Annotated in this window: 17 protein-coding genes; 10 read left to right on the top strand and 7 right to left on the bottom strand. The window is 61.8% G+C overall.

The genetic code is table 11. From position 1 onward, the window contains the following. Positions 1-4: 4 nt before the first annotated feature. The 3 genes from dprA to ybgF form a co-directional block, all read right to left on the bottom strand. On the bottom strand, positions 5-1,102 hold the full coding sequence (gene dprA, locus C2E25_RS02030; protein WP_158247089.1) for a DNA-processing protein DprA: 1,098 nt from the start codon (positions 1,100-1,102) through the stop codon (positions 5-7). 117 nt (positions 1,103-1,219) lie between these two features. Next, entirely contained in the window at positions 1,220-2,272 is a 1,053-nt protein-coding gene (locus C2E25_RS02025) for a LysM peptidoglycan-binding domain-containing protein (protein ID WP_103114126.1), read from the bottom strand. Positions 2,273-2,376: 104 nt separating this feature from the next. After that, a complete protein-coding gene (ybgF, locus tag C2E25_RS02020; protein ID WP_103114125.1) occupies positions 2,377-3,042 on the bottom strand; it encodes a tol-pal system protein YbgF in 666 nt (221 codons plus the stop codon). A 180-nt stretch (positions 3,043-3,222) separates the two neighbouring features. Here ybgF and C2E25_RS02015 point away from each other — a divergent pair, with 180 nt between their 5' ends. Then, complete coding sequence (locus C2E25_RS02015; protein WP_103114124.1) at positions 3,223-4,440, top strand: peptidase U32 family protein; 1,218 nt, start codon at positions 3,223-3,225, stop codon at positions 4,438-4,440. A gap of 153 nt (positions 4,441-4,593) precedes the next feature. Here the strand turns inward: C2E25_RS02015 and C2E25_RS02010 are convergent, their stop codons facing one another. Next, positions 4,594-5,262 carry a metallophosphoesterase family protein gene (locus tag C2E25_RS02010; RefSeq protein WP_103114123.1) on the bottom strand — a complete coding sequence of 223 codons (669 nt, stop codon included), beginning with the start codon at positions 5,260-5,262 and terminating at the stop codon, positions 4,594-4,596. Positions 5,263-5,399: 137 nt separating this feature from the next. Here C2E25_RS02010 and C2E25_RS02005 point away from each other — a divergent pair, with 137 nt between their 5' ends. The 5 genes from C2E25_RS02005 to nudC are packed head-to-tail and all read left to right on the top strand — an operon-like array spanning position 5,400 to position 9,698. Then, positions 5,400-5,915, top strand: a complete 516-nt coding sequence (locus C2E25_RS02005; protein WP_103114122.1) for a methyltransferase family protein — start codon at positions 5,400-5,402, stop codon at positions 5,913-5,915. A gap of 3 nt (positions 5,916-5,918) precedes the next feature. Then, positions 5,919-6,959 carry a hypothetical protein gene (locus C2E25_RS02000; protein ID WP_103114121.1) on the top strand — a complete coding sequence of 347 codons (1,041 nt, stop codon included), beginning with the start codon at positions 5,919-5,921 and terminating at the stop codon, positions 6,957-6,959. Next, complete coding sequence (locus C2E25_RS01995; RefSeq protein ID WP_103114120.1) at positions 6,949-7,608, top strand: class I SAM-dependent methyltransferase; 660 nt, start codon at positions 6,949-6,951, stop codon at positions 7,606-7,608. The genes C2E25_RS02000 and C2E25_RS01995 overlap by 11 nt, the downstream gene beginning before the upstream one ends. Further along, on the top strand, positions 7,605-8,822 hold the full coding sequence (locus C2E25_RS01990) for an ABC transporter permease (protein ID WP_103114119.1): 1,218 nt from the start codon (positions 7,605-7,607) through the stop codon (positions 8,820-8,822). Before C2E25_RS01995 ends, C2E25_RS01990 begins: the two co-directional genes overlap by 4 nt. Before the next feature lie 15 nt (positions 8,823-8,837). Continuing rightward, the gene (gene nudC / locus C2E25_RS01985) at positions 8,838-9,698 is read left to right on the top strand and encodes an NAD(+) diphosphatase (RefSeq protein WP_103114118.1); all 861 of its coding nucleotides are present in this window, start codon (positions 8,838-8,840) and stop codon (positions 9,696-9,698) included. A gap of 558 nt (positions 9,699-10,256) precedes the next feature. Here the strand turns inward: nudC and C2E25_RS01975 are convergent. Further along, positions 10,257-10,643, bottom strand: coding sequence for an OsmC family protein (locus C2E25_RS01975; RefSeq protein ID WP_103114240.1), 387 nt, complete (start codon positions 10,641-10,643; stop codon positions 10,257-10,259). Between the two features lie 230 nt (positions 10,644-10,873). Here C2E25_RS01975 and C2E25_RS01970 point away from each other — a divergent pair, with 230 nt between their 5' ends. After that, on the top strand, positions 10,874-12,136 hold the full coding sequence (locus C2E25_RS01970) for a cytochrome c biogenesis protein ResB (RefSeq protein WP_103114116.1): 1,263 nt from the start codon (positions 10,874-10,876) through the stop codon (positions 12,134-12,136). Positions 12,137-12,167: 31 nt separating this feature from the next. On the opposite strand, the gene C2E25_RS01965 is transcribed toward C2E25_RS01970, so the two are convergent. Then, positions 12,168-13,295, bottom strand: coding sequence for a DUF362 domain-containing protein (locus C2E25_RS01965; RefSeq protein WP_103114115.1), 1,128 nt, complete (start codon positions 13,293-13,295; stop codon positions 12,168-12,170). A gap of 144 nt (positions 13,296-13,439) precedes the next feature. Here C2E25_RS01965 and C2E25_RS01960 point away from each other — a divergent pair, with 144 nt between their 5' ends. Genes C2E25_RS01960 through C2E25_RS01950 form a run of 3 tightly spaced genes read left to right on the top strand, consistent with a single transcriptional unit; the run spans position 13,440 to position 18,211 of the window. Further along, entirely contained in the window at positions 13,440-14,447 is a 1,008-nt protein-coding gene (locus C2E25_RS01960) for an SPFH domain-containing protein (RefSeq protein WP_233189301.1), read from the top strand. Then, entirely contained in the window at positions 14,377-17,748 is a 3,372-nt protein-coding gene (locus tag C2E25_RS01955; protein WP_103114114.1) for an AAA family ATPase, read from the top strand. Before C2E25_RS01960 ends, C2E25_RS01955 begins: the two co-directional genes overlap by 71 nt. Positions 17,749-17,776: 28 nt before the next feature. After that, the gene (locus C2E25_RS01950; protein WP_103114113.1) at positions 17,777-18,211 is read left to right on the top strand and encodes an Hsp20/alpha crystallin family protein; all 435 of its coding nucleotides are present in this window, start codon (positions 17,777-17,779) and stop codon (positions 18,209-18,211) included. 59 nt (positions 18,212-18,270) lie between these two features. On the opposite strand, the gene C2E25_RS01945 is transcribed toward C2E25_RS01950, so the two are convergent. Beyond that, the gene (locus C2E25_RS01945; protein ID WP_103114112.1) at positions 18,271-19,296 is read right to left on the bottom strand and encodes a fatty acid desaturase; all 1,026 of its coding nucleotides are present in this window, start codon (positions 19,294-19,296) and stop codon (positions 18,271-18,273) included. Between the last annotated feature and the right edge of the window lie 303 nt (positions 19,297-19,599).

The following is a 19,599-nucleotide window of genomic DNA, read 5'->3' as shown; positions in this document are numbered from 1 at the left end:
TGGCTCAGCGGGCGCGGACGTAATGACCGCCGGGCAGCTGGGTTGCGTGTCCGGACAGTTCTAGGTGCAGTAAACTATCGGAAAGCTCCATGGGTGTCAAGCCACTTGTCCGCAACAGCTGGTCGCGATGAATCGGATTAAAACTCAGCAGTTTCAATAGCTTGTGCTGCTGCTCCGGCATGTCCGGAAGATCCTCTCCTGTTCGGGAAGAACTTTCGCCGGATCGGATGTGTGGCCAGAGAACCTCAAGGATGTCGCGGCTGTCGGTCACCACGTGGGCCCCGTCCTTGAGCAGCTGGTTGACGCCGTTGCTGGTTGCCGTCCGCACCTGGTTGGGGACGGCGAAGACCTCCCGCCCCGATTCGAGGGCAAAGTCGACGGTCAGCAGCGAGCCGCTGCCGGTGGCCGCCTCGACCACCAGGACGCCGCGGCAGAGGCCGCTGATGATGCGGTTGCGGCCCGGGAAATGTCCGGCCAAAGGTTCCGCCCCGGGCGGGTATTCCGAGAGGATGGCCCCCTGCTCGGCGATCTGCTGGAACAGGGCATCATTTTCCGGGGGGTAGACGCGGTCGATGCCGCAGCCGAGGACGGCGATGGTCCGTCCTCCGACCGCCAGGGCGCCACGATGGGCGGCGGTGTCGATACCGCGCGCCAGGCCGCTGACGATACAGATTCCGGCGGCCGCCAGTTCGGAAGCGATCTGTTCCGTAAAGCGTCGACCGGGCCCCGAGGCCTTGCGTGAGCCGACCACCGCCAGGGCGGCCTCGTCGCTGCCCAGTTGCCCGCGCAGGTAAAGCAGCGCCGGTGGGTCGGCGATGGTACGCAGAGCCGTCGGGTAGCGATGCCGGTCCCAGTAGGAAACCAGTTCCACGTTGAGAGATTCAAGCTGTTTCAGGGTGGCTTCAAGGCGGGTATGATCGACCTGTTGTCGCGCCAGGCGCAGGTCACGGCGCACTCCCGCGGCCGTGCGCCACTCGGCCGGGTCGGCGGCCAGGGCAGCCGCCGGGCTGCCGTAGCAGCGTATCAGCTTGAACAGTCCCTGCCTGCCGAGCCCGGCAATCAGGTGCAGCCGCAGCCAGTCTTCTCTGCTGCCAATGTCCATCGGCGTCTCCATCCATAGAGGGCCGAAACCTTCCAGGTTCGGGCGATAGAGGAAAAAAAGGATTGAAGCCTGGCGGCTTCAACCCCTTTTTCAAAATGTTGTACAAACGTTCGGCGTCTACTCGGTGACCGTGGTTACCTTGTCGCCGCGCAGCAGGGTCTCCACGCTCTTGAGGACCAGGGCCGAGGAGGTGTGCTCCTCGGTGGTCAGGACCACCGCCGCGCCGAGCAGAACATCAGGAAGTTCGACCTCGGTTTTCTTGACAATGAATTCGGATGGCTTGCGCTTGCGACTGATGTTGACCATGTTGCCGATCTGCAGCCCGTCGGCGGTGCCGAGATCGAGATAGATGATGTCGTGCTGGCCGATACCGATCTTGTTCTCCTTGGCCGAGATGATGACACCTTCAATCGGTTTGTCGGAGCGTTTGAGTTCAACCTCAAGCAACGGCGCGCTGAAGGGGATCAGCAGGTTGGAGCGATGGATTTCCCGGTTGGAGCTGATGATGCGGGCGGTTGCCACCGAATTGTTGACGCTGATCACTTCCAGCGCCCCGGTTTCGGCGATCTGGCGTCCGACCGGCTCTCCGGTGATCGGGTGAAGAACCTCCTTGCCGACTTCAACCAGGGAGAAGGTGTCGCCCGGGTGGGTGTCGGCGAGGTTCTTCATATCGCAGAAAACGGTGTCGCCGGCGGCCATCAGCAGGCGGTTGTCGGTGGCGTCGATGAGGGTGCCGGCATTGTCGATCTGGTCGAGACCGACGAAGCCCTCGGCGCCTCCCATGGTGCGGATGGTGATGGTTTCCTGGACTTCAGGCAGCGGTTGGTTTGCCTGGGGTGTGGCCGCGGTCGGCTCCGCCGGAGTTTCCTTCTTCGCGGCGGGTTGGGTCGCCGGCTTGTCCGGTTCGGGGAATTCGGGAACCAGTTCGATCCTGCCGTCGTAGATGGCGACCTTCTGCCCCGGGTAGATCAGGTGCGGATTGGTGATGAAAGGATTGTTGGACCAGAGATTGGGCCAGTAGTAGGGGTCCTTGATAAAACGTTGGGAAATGCCCCACAGGGTATCCCCCTTTTTTATCACGTAGGTGCGGGTGGCCGGGCTCCCGCCGGCTGCGGCCAGGGCCGGCAGCAGAAGCAGCAGAGACAGAATCAACAGTAGCGATTTTTTCATGCAAACCCCCTTGAATGCCTGTCCTTGAAGAGGAATGGACCAAAGCAAGAGATCAGATCGGTCGAATTGTTGTCGTCGCAGCAGGGTTTCGTCCGCCGTGTCGGTCAGCGGGTGCCGGCCTTGCGGGCGGCGGCACTGTCCGGATAATCCGTCAGCAGTTGCTGCAGGGTCTGTTCGGCCATGATCGGTCGGTCCAGTTCCCGGTAAACAGCGACCATGCGCAACAGGGCGTCCGGCGCCTTTTTGCCGGACGGGTCGATCGAGACGACTTTTGCAAATTCGTCGACGGCCCGTTTCAGCAGATGCTTCCGATAATAGCATTCCCCAAGCCAGAACTGCGCGTTGCCGGCAAAGGGATTGCGTGGATAAAGATCGAGAAACTGGCGAAAGTCATCAATGGCCTCGGCGTAACGGCCTGCCGCGTAAGCGGAAAAGGCGCGCAGGTAGAGAGCGGTCGGCGTCTGCTCGTTGCCGGTGTCGTCCGTCGTCTGCCGGGGAGCCGTCGGCGGTTTTGATTCCGTGATTTGACCGTCTCCGGTGCCCATTTCGGTGCTGCTTCGGGGCCGGTCGGGTTGCTGCCGCTGTTTGTCAAGCTGATTCTCAACCAGGGTCAAACGGTTCTCCAGTTCGGTCAGCCGGTTCTGCAGAGTTGACTGCAGCTGTCGTATCTGGTCAATGTCCGTCGAAGGGACAGCGGTCGGAGCAACGCCCGCCGTGGGGGCGCAGGCGGTCAGCAGCAAAAGAGGTAGAAAATAACGCAGGCGCAACATCAGCTGAAAGCCGTCCGGGGGTACCGGCAGCTATCCTCCCTTAATCAAAATTCACTAAAAACTATAGGCTTTTATGGGTCTTGTCAAGCAACAAGGGTGCCATAAACGGGACTGGCTGTGGTAAGCTTTGTCCCGCCTGACCGAGAATGGACAGTATTCAGATTCAAGGGACATGAGGGAATGAAGAGGATTGAACTGCTGGCGCCGGCCGGCGATCCGCAGAAGTTGGCCAGCGCCATCTATTTCGGCGCCGATGCCGTGTACCTTGGCGGCCCCGGATACGGTCTCAGGTCGCAGGCCGGGAATTTCGATCTTGATCAGCTGCGTCAGGCCCGCCGGCTCTGTTCCGAGCATGGTGTGCGGCTCTACCTGACTCTCAACGCCACCCCACGTACCCGTGAATGGCCGCACCTGCAGGCCTATCTCGAAGAATTGCGTCCCCTCGACCTGGATGCCTATATCGTCGCTGATCCGGGGGTGCTGGCCCTGGTCCGGCAGCTCGACCCGCGGCGCGAGATCCATCTGTCAACCCAGGCCAATACCGCCAATGCCGCCGCCGTCCGTTTCTGGCAGGCCGCGGGGGTCAGCCGGGTCAACCTGGCGCGGGAGTTGTCGCTCGACGACATCCGCGCCATCCGGGCCGGAACCGCCCTTGAGCTGGAGGCCTTTGTCCATGGCGCCATGTGTGTCGCCTGGTCGGGACGCTGTCTGCTGTCGGCGGCGCTGACCGGGCGCAGTGCCAATCGCGGCGCCTGTGCTCAGCCCTGCCGCTGGTCCTACCGGCTGGAGGAGGAGTTGCGACCGGGAGAATATCACGCGATCGAAGAGGATGAGCGGGGAACCTATCTGTTCAACAGCCGCGACCTGCGGCTGGTTGAACATCTGCCGGCACTGCTGGCTGCTGGAGTGGACAGCCTGAAGATCGAGGGGCGGATGAAGAGCCGCTATTATGTCGCGGCGGTGACCCGCGTCTACCGCCGGGCGCTGGATGCCTGGCAGGCCGATCCGGAGGGCTGGCGCTGCGATCCGCTCTGGCTGGAGGAACTGGACAAGGTCAGTCATCGTCCCTACGACAGCGGTTTTCTCTTTGCCCGCGAGGACCCGGTGGTCGAAGCGGGGGAGAGCCGCTACCGGCGGGCCTGCGATTTCGTTGCCGTGGTGTTGTCGGCCGACCCGAACGGGCGCGCCTTGGTGGAGGGACGCAACCGGTTCCGGGTCGGGGAGCAGATCGAGGTGATCGGTCCGCGGATGCGGCAGCAGACCCTGGTGCTGGAGCGGATCGAGACCGAGGACGGCGAATCCCTGTCCGCGGCCCATGCCAATTTCCGGGTGTGGCTGCAGCTGCCGGCCGGAACCGTCGCTGGCGATCTGCTGCGGCGCCCGGTCACCGGAGATTAACCGGGTGCTGAAACGTCAGGTTCCCCCAGACTGAGCAAAAATGTCCAGATGCAAGGCGTCCGCAGCCCCGCGGCATAAGGCGTACCGGAAGGTACGTCGTTGACGCGGGGGAAGGGCAACACCGCAGATGGACGTTTTTCATCAGCCTGCTGTCTAGCCGGCACTCCAGAGCCTGCGGGTCAGGACATCGCAACAGCTCAGCTGCCGTCCATAGACGGCCCCGGTATCCAGGCCGATGCGGGTCGCTGTCATGATCGGACTGGGCTGCGGCGTGTGGCCGAAGACCACGGTTTTGCCCCAGTCGTAGTCGCTGTCGAGGAAGTCGGAGCGGATCCAGAGCAGATCGGCCTCGCTCTGCCGGTCGCTCGGAATCCCCGGTCGCAGGCCGGCGTGAACGAAGATGAAATCCTCCGTTTCGTAACGGTTGCGCAGGGCGGTAAAGAAGTCGAGATGCTCTTCGGGGATGCTGAGTCGACCTGCCGTCCGGTAGTTCTCCAGGGTTCGGCCGCCACCGTTGGCCAGGAAATCGAGAGCTTCATCGTTGCCGGCCAGGTAGGCAAGCAGCATCTGTTCGTGGTTGCCCTTGAGAAAGACGGTCTGCGGGAAGGTTCGGCGCAGCGCCAGCAGCTGTTCGATGACCCGGCGGCTGCCGCTGCCGCGGTCGATGTAGTCGCCGAGAAAGACCAGTTGGTCTTTCTCCGTCGGTTTCACCTGCGCCAGCAGCTCGCGCAGCAGCAGATCGCAGCCATGGATATCGCCGACGGCCAGCAGCCTGCCGGGACGCTGATTCACTGTGGACTGGTTGCGGAGTCGGTATCCCATGCTGCAAGCATACCCGGCCACAACAGGATACACCACCGGGGCAGTTGACAAATGGGGGGCCGCAGACCACAATCCCCCCGTTTGCGGGCCGACTTGAGTCGGCCTGGTGGTGTCCGCTCCGCGTGAAAGGCACTGATATGGGATACTGGAAGAAAGAGATTTTCTCCTTCCAGCTGCGGGCCGCCCTGCTTTACTGGCTGTGGCTGCCGGCGGCGGTCATCGGTGGCGGCCTGCTGGTCGATTGGCTGCTGGGCCGGCTGCGCTGGCCGTACCGGTCCGCGACCTTGGTCGCCGTAGCCCTGCTGGTCACCTGCGGCGTCTGGATTATTGGTCGGGCGACCCGTGATTTTGCCCGCTGGGGTGATGGTACCCCGGCTCCGCAGGCGCCGCCGAAAAGACTGGTGACCGAGGGGATCTACGCCTGGTGTCGGCACCCGATGTGGTTCGGTTATGACCTCGCCGCTCTGGGGGTCGTTCTCGGTTGCCGCTCATGGGGGATGCTGCTGCTTTCTTATCCGCTGTTTATCGTTCTGCAGCTGCGATTTCTGCGCCGGCGGGAGGAACGCCTGCTGGTGAAGCGCTTCAGGGACGACTACCTCAACTATCGCGACCGGGTGCCGCTGCTGATTCCCCGGCCGCCCGGACATGGCTGACTTATGACCCTGCTGAATCTGCGCCATCTGCTCCCCTCGGTTCGTGAACATCGCGAGGTGGAGAAAAAAGTTCTGCTCCTGCTGGAGGAAACCCTTGAGCAGGGTTACCTGAAACCGACCCGCCTGCCGATCAACCCGTTGCGTTATGCCCAGCGCAATGTCTTCTCCATTCTTTTTCTGGCGATTTACCAGGCGATCGGTATCCCCGCGGAACGGCGCCTGCTCTATGGCGTCATCAATCACGCGATCCGCGGCATTGTCACCGGTACCGACAACCTGCTCGATGATGAATACAAGGAAATGCTGCCGCTCAAATTTCCCGAGCAGGCGACCCGCTTCAAAAGCGTGATGCATATCCTGCTGTTTGACCGCTTCCTGTTTCGGGTCATGGATGAGGCGGTGCTGCTGGGGATGCTGGAGACGGAGCAGCGTCAGCTGGTACAGCAGAAGATCTTCCAGGCGATGGTGCCGATCGGCGGGGAGGAAGCGACCGAAGAGGGGGGCGTTCATGACATCCTCAGCCCGGAGGCGATTCTCGAATCGGTCCATGTCCACAAGGGGGGCAACCTGCTGCAGCTCGCCTTCGTCGCGCCGCGGATGATCGAAAAGGACTGTTTCTCGGCGCTTGAAGAGGCTGACCAGGGGATTTTCCGCATCGGCATGGCCCTGCAGGTCATCGATGACCTGACTGATTTCTACCAGGATATCGCTGATCGGCGGCACAACTACCTGGTCTCTTCGGTTCGTTTCGAGGGGACCGCGGTCGAGCAGCAGCGTCTGGAGGAACTGCTGACCGGCGCCGAGGGTACGCAGCCGGTGGAAGGGATCTTCCGGGAATCGGTGGAGCGGGTCATGCACCGGGCTGTCGGCGAAGCCCTGGCCGGATTTACCCAGCTGGAAAAAGCCGGCTTCTGGCTCGGCAACAGGGACGCGCTGCGGCTGATCCGCTATCTTTTCCGGCTGCGTGGCGTGGGGCAGCTGCTTTCCCTGTGGCCTGCCGACAACCGTTTCGTGATGACCCTGGAGGCCGGCGATGACCCATGAACCGAAAACTAAGGGGCGTGATCTCGACCATGTCGCCTGGCTCTATGATCCGATCATCGAGGGACTCTCCTTCGGTCGGGAGCGCAGGTTCCGGGAAAAAACCCTTGATTACATGGAGTTCAGTTCCGGAGACCGGATCCTGGATGTCGGCTGCGGCACCGGCAGTCTGACGCTGCTGGTGGCCGGACAGCTGCAGGCTCCCGGGGAGGCGGTCGGTATCGACGCGGCGCCGAAGATGATCGAGATCGCCCGCCGCAAGGCGGCCGCCGCCGGAGCCCCGGCCCGTTTTTATCCCGGTGTGGCCGAAGCGCTTGACTTTCCCGACGCCAGTTTCGACCTGGTCGTCAATTCGATGTTTACCCACCACATCGATACCGGTTTGAAGAAACGTGCCTTTGCCGAGATGGAGCGGGTTCTCAAGCCGGGTGGAACGCTGGTGACGGCCGATGTCGATCGGCCGACTACTCCGATCGGCTGGTTGATGGGCTGGGGGGCGCGCTGGGTCCTGGTGCAGAAGGAGCTGGTCGACAACCTGCGTGGCGACCTGCCCGACCTGATGCGGGGAGCCGGACTGCTCGATGTGCGCCGGGTCGACCATGTCTACGGTCTGGTCTCCTTCTTTACCGCCCGCAAGGCGGAGGCGGCATGAACGGCCCGTTGCTCTGGCGGCTGGCGGCGCGCAACGTTCGTCGCAACCTGCGCCGGTCGCTGCTGACAGTGGCGGCCATCGCCTTCGGCCTTTTCTGCCTGATCCTCTTTCAGTCCCTTAAGGCGGGACTGCACCATGAAATGGTCGCCAGTACTGTTCAGCTCGATACCGGTTCCTTTCAGATCCATGCGGCCGGCTATCGCCCCAATCGGGTGGCCCTGAGTCCGTTACCGGCTTTGCCCGAGCTGTTGGGGAAACTCGATCGCCTCGGCCTGGTCTATGCTCCGCGCCTCAAGGCGCCGGCACTGGTGATCGGGCCGGGGGGAAGCGCTTCGGTGCTGCTATCCGGCGTGGATCCCGAACGGGAAGCACGGTTGACCATCATCGCCTCCCGCCTGCAGTCCGGAACCTACCTCGGCGGGCGGGATGAACTGTTGATCGGCGCCGAACTGGCCACGGCTCTCGGGGTCGGCGTCGGCGATGAACTGAAACTGATGGCCCGCTCGCTGCTCGGCAGCCCGGCGGCCAAAAGGTTCAAAGTCGGTGGTATTTTTCGTACTGACCTGGCGGGTTTCAATCGCGGTCAGTTGTTCCTGACGTTGTCGGCGACTCGGGCGTTGCTCCGGGCTGACGGTCTGGTGAGTGAAATCGTGGTGCGGGTACCGTCAGGGGAAGAACAGCAACAGGCTGCGCGCCTTGCGGCGGTCCTCGATTCCGATCGTTACCGGGTTGACAGCTGGGATCGCATCGCCCCCGATGTCAGCCAGTTGATCGAGTTGAATGACGGCACCATGCGGCTGCTGGTGCTGATCGTTTTTTTCATCGTCGCCCTCGGCATCACCAACACCATGACCATGACCGTCTTTGAACGCTACCGGGAGTTCGGTATTCTGGCGGCCCTTGGCATGCGGCCCGCCGGGATTGTCCGACTGGTGGTTGCCGAGTCCCTGCTGCTGGGTCTCTGTGGTGCCCTGGTGGGGGGGCTGGCCGGTTGGGCCGGAGCGTCCTGGTTCGCAGCGCATGGCCTCGATCTGACTGCCCTGACCAGCTCCAACCGTTACTTTGCCACCAGCCACGTCCTGCACGCGCTGCTGCGGCCGGGAGATTTCTGGCTGGCCAACCTGGTGACCCTGCTGACCGGGCTGCTGGCAGGTCTCTACCCGGCCTGGAAGGCGTCGCGGCTGCATCCGGTCGAGGCATTGCGACAGAACTGAACCGGAGTCTATCCCATGTTCCCTGACAGCTACTCCTCGCCCCTGCACCTGCCTTTCAACCGTACCCGTCTTGCGGGTTGTTTCAACTTGCTGACGCCGGATGTCGACCCTGGCGGAGAAGGGCTGCTGCTGGCCCTGCAGGGTCCGAACCTGGTTTTTGCCGGTCCGCCGGAGCAGCCGCTGCTGCCCGCGACCACATCGGCGCTGCCGGTCGGGAAGGGGCAGGACCTTTTCCTCGGCCTCTGGCGGGGGGAACCGTTGCGGTTGCGTATACTGTCGCGGGAACTGAGCCTGCCCCCGGGGATGAACGGCGCCGGGCTGACAACGGGCAGGCCGCACCTGCCGCTGGAACTGCTCAGCCTCGGCGGCCTTGGCCTGCAACTCAACCACTGGGAGCGAAACAGCCGTTGTTGTGCCCGCTGCGGCGGGGTCCTGGAACGTTTGCCCGGAGAATGGGGGAAAAGCTGTCGGGGATGCGGCAGCACTCATTTTCCGCATATCCATCCCTGCATTATCGTCATCGTGCAGCGCCCCGGCGAGGTGCTGTTGACCCGCAAGGCCGACTGGGCGCCCCATCGCTACAGCCTGGTGGCCGGTTTTGTCGATGTCGCCGAATGCCTGGAGGAAACCGTGGCGCGCGAGGTACGCGAGGAAACCGGGGTGGAAATTGCCGACATCCGTTACATCGGCAGCCAGGCCTGGCCTTTCCCGAGCCAATTGATGGTCGGTTTTCGGGCCACGTATGTCAGCGGCGAGATTCGGGTCGAGGAGAAGGAACTGGAGGACGCGCGCTGGTTCTCCCTCGATGCGCTGCCCGACCTGCCGCCGCGGCGCTCCATCGCCCGATACCTGCTCGACACCTGCCTGGGACAATAGCCGGCTGATGAAAAGCACCCGTCTGCGGCGTTGTCCTCCCCCCGCGTCAACGACGTACCTTTCGGTACGCCTTATTCCGCGGGGGTTCGGACGCCTTGCATCCGGGCACTTTTGATCAGCCCTGGAGTGGTGTACGGGGACAGTCCCTTTAAGGAGAGGGGCTGTCCCCCTCGAACCTCGAACCTCTTGAATAAAAAAAACCCCCGGTTGGGGATAACCGGGGGGTTCGCAAGGCGATCTCTCTTCTTGGGGAACCAGCCAACTCTGGAGGAGGTTTCACGGCTGAAAAAAGAGATACTGCGAAAAGAATTTTGGACCGTCGGCAAGGGTCGGGCTGAAAAAGCATTTCTTCAACCGGAAGATGATTTTAATCCGGCTAAAAAACTTTAGCAAAAATAACGGCAGTTCGGCTTCAGGTCAAGGGAAAAGGGACGGTAAATTCTCGGGGCGGAAAAAAAGTTTGTCGGGAACAGCCCGGATGCTGTCCGGCGGGGCTGGTGGTCACCTGCCGCCTTCGTGATCGACAGCGGCAGGTGACGGGAGAACAAGAGCATTGATTCAGGCCAGAGTTTTTACACTGAACTCCGGAGGATCGAGAATCGCCCGCTTGACGGCACACTGGTCGGTCGCCTTGATGATGGCGGCCCGGTATTTTTCCGGGAAACCTTCCGGCAGGTGAATGGTGATGTTGACCTTGGCCAGCCGATGCTTCGCGGCATCCCAGTCGCCTTCAAGGGTCAACTGCAGGCCGGTGGTGTCGATCTGCCGCTGCTGGCAGAAGCGCAGGGCGAAGAAGCCGGCGCAGTTACCCAGCGCGGCCAGAAACAGGTCAAAGGGCGAAGGGGCCTGGTTAGTGCCGCCGTTGGCCTCCGGCTGGTCGCTGAGAATGCTGAACCCCTTGTAGTCGGCCTGCACGGCGACGCCGCCGGGAAAACTGATCGTCATTTCCACTGTCTTATTCCTCCATGTTGTCTGTTATGGGGCGGGATGTTAGAATCCCGCGGGTCGCCGGATTGTAGCATACTCCCCTGGAAACGGCACTAGCAGGCTGATGGAAAACGCCCATCTGCTGCGTTGTCCTCACCCCGCGTCAACGACGTACCTTCCGGTACGCCTTATTCCGCGGGGTTGCGGACGCCTTGCATCTGGACATTTTTGCTCAGCCTGGGGAACACATGACTTTTTCAACAACCTGCCAGGCTGAACAGATGCTGAACAGACTGCTCGATTTTTTCTCTTCCCTGCGCCTGGCCCTGGTGCTGCTCCTCGGTCTGGCGCTGGTGGCTGTCTTCGGCACCATCTGGCCGTCGCGTGATACTCATCTCGATGTCTTCCGCTACGAACTCTTCTACCAGACCCCCTGGTTCCGGTTGCTGCTGGGCCTGCTGGCGTTCAATCTGATTGTCTGCACCCTGCGGTTGCTGATGCGGCGTCTGCGGGACCGGCAGCGACTGGGCGAGCAACTGCGCAAAGGGACCGACAGCGGTTACCGCTTGCCGCTTGAGGCAGATGCCGGAACCCTGCTTGACCTGCTGAAGAGACAGGGGTACCGGGGAGGGCTTGTTGACGGCAGGATTCTCGCCTGGCGGCGGCGGATCGGCCGCTACGGGGTGCTGATCATTCATGGCTCGCTGCTGGCGATCATGGGCGGGGCGCTGCTCAGCGGCGCCGGATTCGTCGGCACCCTGAATATTTATGTCGGTGATTCCAGCTCCACCGTTTTTGACTGGGATGCCGGCACGGACCGCCCGCTCGGTTTCAATTTTCGTCTCGACCGCTTTGAGCCGCTCTTCTATCCCATTGACCTGCGTTTTGCGGCCATGGACGCGGCCGGCCAAAAGACCCTGCGTGAGTATACGACCCGGGAGGGGGAACGGGTTGACCTGCCGCGTGCTGGTTGGCAGGCCGATGTGGTTCACTTCGATCCCTTTGTAAAACGACTGGACCTGAGGATTCTGAATCGGGGAGAGGTGGTTGCCGATTACCGGGCGACAGCTGGGGTTCGAGACCCGGACAACCAGGTCGGCGGCATGATTTTCTACCCGCTGGCGTATCGGGATCCGGTTCTCAAGCAACTGCACAGTGAGGTGTCGATCCTGGAGGGGGGCAAGGTGGTTCGGCGGGGAGCCATCGAAGTCAACCGGCCACTGGTTCATCGCGGTATCACCATCTACCAGACCGCCTTCGACCGCGACCCGTCGGGCCGTTTCTACGGTGGTTTCCAGTTCTCTCGCGATCCGGGCGAGCCGCTGGTCTGGGCCGGCTGCATCGTGCTGATGCTCGGCCTGTTCATCAATATGCTGTTGCGTCCGCGGGCCGTCGGTCTGATTCGCGACGCTGATGCCTGGCGACTGGTCGGCCTGCTCGGTTTTCGCGGCGAAGCCGGTCGCGAGGCCCTGCAGCAACTGGCGGAAAAACTGCGGTCAGCTCGCAGCTGAAGGCCGTAATCCTCGCATCTCACGCCTCTTATTACCAGTCCCGTCCCTTGGGCTTGAGCGTCTCCAGCAGGTATTTCCGGCTTCCCAGCCCCACTTTTTCGCCGTGTTCGAGACTGACTTCCCAGTCGATTTCGGGATGCAGGCCGCGGAACTTGTCCTCGCCGGCTTTCAGGTTGGTGACCAGGGCGGTTCCCGGCAGGGCTTCGGCCCGGTTGACCAGGTCGACGCCGGCCTGGTCGATGGCGACCGGGTCTCTGCTGACCAGGATCCCCTGGTCGGGGACGATCGGCGCGTCAGTGTGGCCGTAGCAGTCGCACAGCGGGGAGACCTGGGTGACGAAGTTGATGAACAGGACGCGATCCGGTTTGCCGTTCACCGCGCCGAGGGCGTACTCGGCCATTTTTTTCATCACCTGGTTCGACTCGGCCCCCCAGTTGATGCTGATGGCGGTATCCCGGCAGATGGTGATGCAACGGGCGCATCCGACACATTTTTCGGGGTCGATGCGGGCCTTGCCGTCCACCGCTCTGATGGCCGAGTGGGCGCAGACCCGCAGGCAGGCGCCGCAGGAGGTGCAGCGTTCTTCTTTGACCGTCGGTGCGACATTGCAGTGCTGTTCCATCTTCCCGGTCCGGCTGGAACAGCCCATGCCGAGGTTCTTGATCGCCCCGCCGAAGCCGGTCAGCTCGTGACACTTGAAATGGCTGACCACCACCAGGCCGTCGGCCTCGAGAATCTCCGAGCCGATTTCCGCCTCCTGCAGCAGCTCACCGTTGATCGGTACCCGCCGCGCGCTGTGGCCGCGCAGCCCGTCGCACATGATCAGCGGCGCGCCGGCGACGGCGAAGTCGAAGCCGTTTTCGATGGCGCAGCGCAGGGCGGAAATCGCTTCCTTGCGTTCCCCCGGGTAGAGGGTGCTGGAGTCGGTGAGGAAGGGTTTGTGTCCGGCGTCACGCAGGATATCGACGATGCGGCGTAGGAAGGTCGGCCGGATGTAGGCATGGCCGCCCTTTTCGCCGAAATGAACCTTGATCGCCACCAGGCTGCCGCGCTGGAACAGATCGGTCAGGCCGGCTTCAGTCAGCAGGCGGGTGAGTTTGTCGAACAGGTTTTCCCGATAGCCGCTGCGCAGATCGGCAAAATAAACCTTGCTGGGCATGGATTCCCTCCCTGGATGGCAGATGGTTGATGCGGATAAATTAGCACAGGGGGTGCCGCGGGACAATCCACCCGTCTTTCGGTCTCCGGGTAAGGTCTCGAAAAAATGGTATAATTCACCCACTGCTGACCCGGAGGTGGGAGAGTGGAAGAGGAACAACGCTATCGTCTGCTGCAGCGGGCGCGGGTGAAGAATTTCATCAAGCGCGGCATTCTGCTGCTGGTTACCGGATTGATGCTCTACGGCCTGGTGGCGCTGGTCTACGCGACCAAGACCTTCTACAAGGTGCGACGCAACTATGCCGTGATCCTTGAAGATCTCGGCGGACAGCGACGGGTGGTCGATGAAGTCGGTTGGCACGGCCGCCTGCCCTTTTTCACCCGCCTGGAACTGGAGGTTCCGCTGATGAACCAGGAGATGCACCTCGGCGGGCGGCCGGAGCCGGTGCGCATCGTCTCGCAGGGGAATGTCGCCCTCTGGACCAGTGCCATGCTGACCTACCGCATTCGTGACCTGGAACGCTGGGGGATCGAGAACCAGTCGCCGCAGAGCCTGCTGCAGAACGACTTCGACGGCATCGTCAAGGATGTCATGCAGGCCAATATGGTCGATGACCTGATCTCCAAACGTGAACGGATCAAGGAAGAAATTTTTATCGACCTGAAGAAGCGGCCGATCAACAAGGGCGGGCCGACCCTGGAGGACAAGTACGGGATTGAAATCGTTTCGTTTATTCTCCGTGACACCCGGTTCGGCGAAAAACTGGCCGCCGCCAGTGAAGAGAAAAAACGTCGCGAGTTGATCGCCGAGGCGGAGAACTACGCCGCCGACCAGGAAGCGAGCCGGACCCGCAAGCTCTACGCCGCCTACAGCGATTCGATTCGGCAGTTCCGTACCGCTCTCGGTATGACGGCCGATGACAATCGCGCCCTGTTCCAGTTTCTCAACCAGCAGAAGTGGGCGACCGCCTATGAAAAGAACCAGTTCGGCCAGAATACCTTTGTTCTCAACAACACCAATGGCGGCATCCCGGTGGTCCTGCCGACCAGCCGGGTGAATGTTGAAAAGGTGGAGCAGCGGCATGAGCAGATACCGCAAAACCCGCAGCCCGATCTACGTCAGGCTCTCCGAGCGGCGAATCGCGCAAATTGAGGGACTGGTCGATTCCTGGAGCTTCGAAACCCAGCGTTTCGTTCTGCGCCGCCTGCACCAGTACACGCCCTCGCGATCGATTCTGAAAACCTTTCCCATCTGGCTGCACAGCGTCTTCTGGCCCCGGGAGCGAAGGTTTGTCCATCTCTGCGATCCGGAACGGCTCTCCGACTGGCGGCGGCGTATCGAGGTATCCGGTTCGCAAAGCGCCAACGCCACCTGGGAGCGGATTCTCGACCGCGAACTCGACTGGCACGACTACCAGTACCTGCGTTTCCTGCTGGAAAAACGCACCTCCGATATTTTTGTCCCTCCAGCTCTGTGTGATCTTTTCAAGAAGATCTACCACGCCCATATTCTCAAGGAATACAGTGATGATCCCCAAGTGCCGCGTACGCCGCTGGTGCTGGTGATCGGCTCTTCCGGCAGCGGCAAAAGCGTGACCGTCAAGGAGGCGGTGGAACAGGCGATCTTTCAGAACGAGGTCCGCCCGGTGCTCGACCTGCAGGCCAAGCGCGAGGAAGTTCTGGCCGATCAGCCGATCTGGCGCAGTCTTGAGGAGGTCGATTTCGAGCTGGCGGTCGCCATAGAACGGCGGCATAAACTGGAACTGCTGCGGTTCCTCTCCCATCTGCCGCTGATCAAGTATTTCTATCGCAAGCGCATCAGCCAGGCGCTTTCCAACCTGGAAGAAGAAGGGGTGCCGGTCGATTTCGCCATGATCACCCCCAACGATTACCAGACCGCCTGGGCGGGAGAGCCGGGCAATTACCTGCGCAAGGCGATGGGGGACCCGCGCCGGACCTGCATCCGCCACCTGGAGGAAGCCCACAGCGCCTTCGGCCGACCCGACCAGATGAGTGCCGTCAAGGGGCAGCAGTCGACCCTGGTCGATGCCGCCAACATCATCCTCGACGAGATCGCCTTCGGTCGCCGTGACTGCCTGCTGATCGCCACCACCGATCAGCCGGAACAATTTGACCCGGCCATCTACCGGCGTTTTGTCGAGCGCGGGCTGGTGATCGACATCGGCGACTACTGGTGCGATCCGGAGAACCTGAAGGAAGTGGTGCGGATGGAACTGCGGCGGCACAATTTTACTTTCGAAACCGACCGCCTCGATGAAAATCGGGTTCCGGAGAGTGCCCTTGAGCGGACCGTCGAAAAGCTGGCGCCGATTTTTCGCGAGCGTTCGCTGCGCATGATTCCCGCCTACGTGCGGCGGCTGATTCATTCGATCATCAGCCTCAAAGGGGACTTCGATCCGGTCTACTTCGATGACCAGTTCCTGGTGCGGGACGCCCTCAAGGCCGTGGCGCGCAATGTCCATGGATCCCTTTACAACAAGCTGGTCGGGCACATGGATCGCTCGGTGCAGTGGTCGGAGTATATCGGCACCATCAAGAACGAGTTCTCCGAAATGGCCAACAACTCCCTCTACTACAACGTCAACGAGGAGAAGGGGGTGGTGCTGACCGGGCCGCCCGGATCGGGCAAGACCTACATGGTGCAGGCCTGGCTGGGAGACAATCGCGAGGTGCAGGACCTGGTGGTCAACCTCAACGACCTGACTGACCCGATGTCGCCGCTGGAGGGGATGGTGGAGAATCTCGAACGGGCCTATGACATCGCCAAGATGCTTTCACCGTCGATGGTCTTTTTCGACGAAGGGGACGCCATCGCCCCGCGCCGCAGTCCGACCGGGGGCAGCCCCTACGACAAGGTGACCAACAAGTTCCTCTCCATCATCGACGGCGAAGCGCCACTCAACCGGGTTTTCACCGTGCTGACCACCAACCGGCTCGATATCCTCGACCCGGCGCTGATCCGTTCCAAGCGGCTCAAGGTGCTCAATGTCACCGGTCATCTGCGTGACGAGGATGCCCTGCGCATCATCCGCAAGGAGATGGCCGGCATCCCCCTGGAGGAGAACCTCAGTCACGAAGAAATTGTCCGTTCGGCGCGCGGCCTCTGCGAAACCCCGGCCGACTTCACCGCCTTCGCCGAAAAGATCCGCAGTCTGCGCACCACTGAAATCGAGGTGATTGAAAAGCTGCAGGCCGCGGTGCGCGGCAGCGAAGCCGACCGGGCGCGTTTCGTGCGTTTCAATTACAAGATTCTGCTCGGTCTGCTGGAGGGCTCCGCCGGGGACAATACGCTGGCCCTGAAGGCCCGTCAGGGTGAGGAGGAACTGCTCCGCTGCCTGGCTCCCGCGGCCGAAAAGCTGGGGCATTATCAGGAAGACGGCAGCTATCCGGTCAGTACCTGGCACCTGCAGTCGGCCCGTCAGCAACTCGCCGCCAGCCCGACCCGCAAGGGCAAGCAGGATCTCGACCAGTTTCTCGAAACCGAACTCTCCAACGAACCGCAGGTCGGCTTCGTGGTCGGGGTCGGTGCCAACGAGACCAGCGGCGTGCTGTTGCCGATCGCCTCGTCGCTGGTCTATCGCATGTTTCCGGAAAAAATCGTCGTCACCGGCGCGGTTTCCTCAGCGGCGCCGGGGGCCGCCGAAATGGATCTGGCGGTGCAGATGACCCGACAGAGCGCGCAGGAAGCTCTCACCCTGGTTGAAAATTACCTGCAGTCGCTCTGCCCCGAGTTCAACGTTTCCCGGCTGCTCGGCGCCTATCTCGACGGCTATACCCTCCATCATCAACTGCTCTCGGCGTCCTACAGCGTCGGTGGCCCATCGGCTGGTTTCGCCCTGGCGATCAACACTCTCTCGGTCCTGATCTACCTGCCGGTGCTCAACGATTTCGGCATCACCGGCGCGCCCTGGACCAAGGGTTCGCAACGCGGTGAAGTCGGCGCCTCGGTGATCATCGGCGGGCATCGCCAGAAGGCCGAAAAGGTGCTGCAGTACCTGCCGCGGATGTTCATGCCGCAGCCGAATTATCTCGATTTCGAGCCGGAGCTGCTGGAGGCCTACCGGGTCGAAGGGCGCAATATCCAGGGGGTGGTCAGCTTTTCGGCGCTGGTGCCGGAGGTCTTTTATTTCGGTGACGAACCCTTGCGGCAGCTGCAGGAGCTGCACCGTGAACGGATCAAGATGGAGCTCGACAAGGCGCACGGCGTTCCTCATCCGCGCTGTGAGAAGCGTCTTGAACAGACCCTGGCCGATCTGCGTCGTCACTGCGAACAGGAGATCCGTCGGCGGATGCAGGCGATCCGGGAGTTCGTTGCCGATCCGGAGCAGCGGGAGATCAACCTGGAGCGTCTTTTCGCTGCCGGACAGGTGGAGATGTCCGCCCGGGACCAGCTCTCCGAGGCTTGCAAACCGGGCTCGGCTGGTGGACAATAGCCCCCCCTTGCGTTGGAGGAGAAGAATCATGCCGCTGGTCCGATGGAATCCCCTGCCCGAACTGGAAGAATTGCGCCGGAGGATGGATGAGATGTCCCGCGAAGATCGTTCCCTGGTCGAGGAAAAGCTGCCCGAGGCGATCCCCTGGCAGCCGCTGACGGATATCTACGAAGACGAAACGCAGATTGTCCTCTGTCTGGAGCTTCCCGGTGTCCCGCAGGAGGATATCACCCTGCAGGTCGAGGACCACCAGCTGGCGGTCTCTGGCGAGAGGCAGCTGCCGCAGGAGGAGGGTTTTCAGCGCATCGAGGGAAACTACGGTCCCTTCAGCCGCATTTTCGCCCTGCCTCCCGGCATCAGTGAAGAAGAGATCAGTGCCCGCTGTGAAAACGGCGTCCTGCGCGTGGTGCTGCCCAAACAGCCGGCCGGCAAGCCGAAGCAGATTGAGGTTGCGGCGGATTGAGCGGTCTTCCGGTCCGCAGCAGACCCCAGCCTTTCTGAACGCCCGGAGCCCTTCATTCCTCAGTTGCCCGTGGCAGGAGTCTCCCCCGAAAAATCAACCATGCGTCCAGCCGCCTCATCCCAGAGTTTGACCCTGGTGCAGGACAGGCTCTGGCGCAGCCGTATCGGTCGTTTTTGCTTCAGGGCGGGGATGGTGCGTTGGCAGAGGGGCAGAAAATAGTTGGGGATGCGCGGTTTGAGATGGTGGATGTGATGGTAGCCGATGTGTCCCGAGAACCAGTCTAAAACGGCCGGCAGCCGGTAGAAGGAACTTCCCTCCATGGCGGCCCGGAGCGGGTCCCAGTCTTCTTGGCGTGCCCAGTACCCCCCTGCGAACTGGTGCTGCACGTAGAAGAGCCAGATCCCCATGGCGCCGGCCAGCCAGAGAATCGGCAACTGCACGATCAGGTAGGTGCGCCAGCCGATGCTGGCGCCGGCGATCAGGGCGATGGCCAACAGCAGCAGGTTGGTCAGGATCACGCTCATGGCTTCCTGGCGGCGGGCCCGGCGGTCGGGCAGGCGGTTGTGCAGCAGGAAGTTGAACAGCGCTCCGAAGCCGAGCAGCACCAGGGGATGGCGATAAAGACGATACCCCAGGCGCTTCCACCGCGAGCTGGTCCGATATTCCTCCGCCGTCATGGTCCAGATGTCGCCGAAGCCGCGCGCATCGAGGTTGGCATAAGTCGCATGATGGCGCAGATGCGTGAACCGCCAGTCCTCGAAGGAGGTGAAGACCAGCAGGCCGAAGAGGTAGCCGAAAAAGGTGTTGGCTTTTCTGGCGGTGAAAAAACTGCCGTGGACGCAGTCGTGAAAGAGGATGAAAATCCGTACCAGAAAGGCGGCGGCGAACAGCAGTATCAGGCCGGTCAGCGGCCAGGGGACATCCTTTTTGATGCTGTTGACCGCCAGGTACCAGAGCAGCAGGTAGGGGCCGACGGTGTTGACAACCTGCCACAAGGCGCGGCGGTTGTCACTTTTGCAGAACGGGGCCAGTTGCGGGTGGCGGTCCGGCCAGTTGCGACCGGGATCGGGTGGTTGAACAGACATCTCCTCAATGCACCTCCTTTTGAAAAAATATAGGGCTTCGGGAGAATGTTTCAAGTGGGCCGCTTGCAACGATTGCCTGTTTTATTCCTGAATCAGTGAATCCCTTGTCGGCGGATTGCACAAGTCATCGGCCTACCTGAGCTTCCCAAAAATCACCAGCGAACCTATGGGTGCGCTTCAGGTTTTTGGAAATCCCATTCAGGCCAGGCACTTGCACTCTCCATCCAACAGGACCTCACGGATTCAGGAGAGCTGGTACCAAAATTTCGGACAGTGCATTAAGGTGGACAGCCCCGCACTGAC

Origin of the sequence: Geothermobacter hydrogeniphilus (assembly GCF_002898515.1) — a bacterium.
Taxonomy (GTDB): domain Bacteria; phylum Desulfobacterota; class Desulfuromonadia; order Desulfuromonadales; family Geothermobacteraceae; genus Geothermobacter_A.
The sequence above is the reverse complement of the archived record's forward strand: the minus strand, read 5'-3'. Positions and strand labels throughout refer to the sequence as shown.

Excerpts from the sequence above, each read along its gene's own strand:
- dprA (WP_158247089.1), bottom strand. The coding sequence starts at position 1,102 with ATGGACATTGGCAGCAGAGAAGACTGGCTGCGGCTGCACCTGATTGCC.
- C2E25_RS02025 (WP_103114126.1), bottom strand. The coding sequence starts at position 2,272 with ATGAAAAAATCGCTACTGTTGATTCTGTCTCTGCTGCTTCTGCTGCCG.
- ybgF (WP_103114125.1), bottom strand. The coding sequence starts at position 3,042 with ATGTTGCGCCTGCGTTATTTTCTACCTCTTTTGCTGCTGACCGCCTGC.
- C2E25_RS02015 (WP_103114124.1), top strand. The coding sequence starts at position 3,223 with ATGAAGAGGATTGAACTGCTGGCGCCGGCCGGCGATCCGCAGAAGTTG.
- C2E25_RS02010 (WP_103114123.1), bottom strand. The coding sequence starts at position 5,262 with ATGGGATACCGACTCCGCAACCAGTCCACAGTGAATCAGCGTCCCGGC.
- C2E25_RS02005 (WP_103114122.1), top strand. The coding sequence starts at position 5,400 with ATGGGATACTGGAAGAAAGAGATTTTCTCCTTCCAGCTGCGGGCCGCC.
- C2E25_RS02000 (WP_103114121.1), top strand. The coding sequence starts at position 5,919 with ATGACCCTGCTGAATCTGCGCCATCTGCTCCCCTCGGTTCGTGAACAT.
- C2E25_RS01995 (WP_103114120.1), top strand. The coding sequence starts at position 6,949 with ATGACCCATGAACCGAAAACTAAGGGGCGTGATCTCGACCATGTCGCC.
- C2E25_RS01990 (WP_103114119.1), top strand. The coding sequence starts at position 7,605 with ATGAACGGCCCGTTGCTCTGGCGGCTGGCGGCGCGCAACGTTCGTCGC.
- nudC (WP_103114118.1), top strand. The coding sequence starts at position 8,838 with ATGTTCCCTGACAGCTACTCCTCGCCCCTGCACCTGCCTTTCAACCGT.
- C2E25_RS01975 (WP_103114240.1), bottom strand. The coding sequence starts at position 10,643 with ATGACGATCAGTTTTCCCGGCGGCGTCGCCGTGCAGGCCGACTACAAG.
- C2E25_RS01970 (WP_103114116.1), top strand. The coding sequence starts at position 10,874 with ATGACTTTTTCAACAACCTGCCAGGCTGAACAGATGCTGAACAGACTG.
- C2E25_RS01965 (WP_103114115.1), bottom strand. The coding sequence starts at position 13,295 with ATGCCCAGCAAGGTTTATTTTGCCGATCTGCGCAGCGGCTATCGGGAA.
- C2E25_RS01955 (WP_103114114.1), top strand. The coding sequence starts at position 14,377 with ATGAGCAGATACCGCAAAACCCGCAGCCCGATCTACGTCAGGCTCTCC.
- C2E25_RS01950 (WP_103114113.1), top strand. The coding sequence starts at position 17,777 with ATGCCGCTGGTCCGATGGAATCCCCTGCCCGAACTGGAAGAATTGCGC.
- C2E25_RS01945 (WP_103114112.1), bottom strand. The coding sequence starts at position 19,296 with ATGTCTGTTCAACCACCCGATCCCGGTCGCAACTGGCCGGACCGCCAC.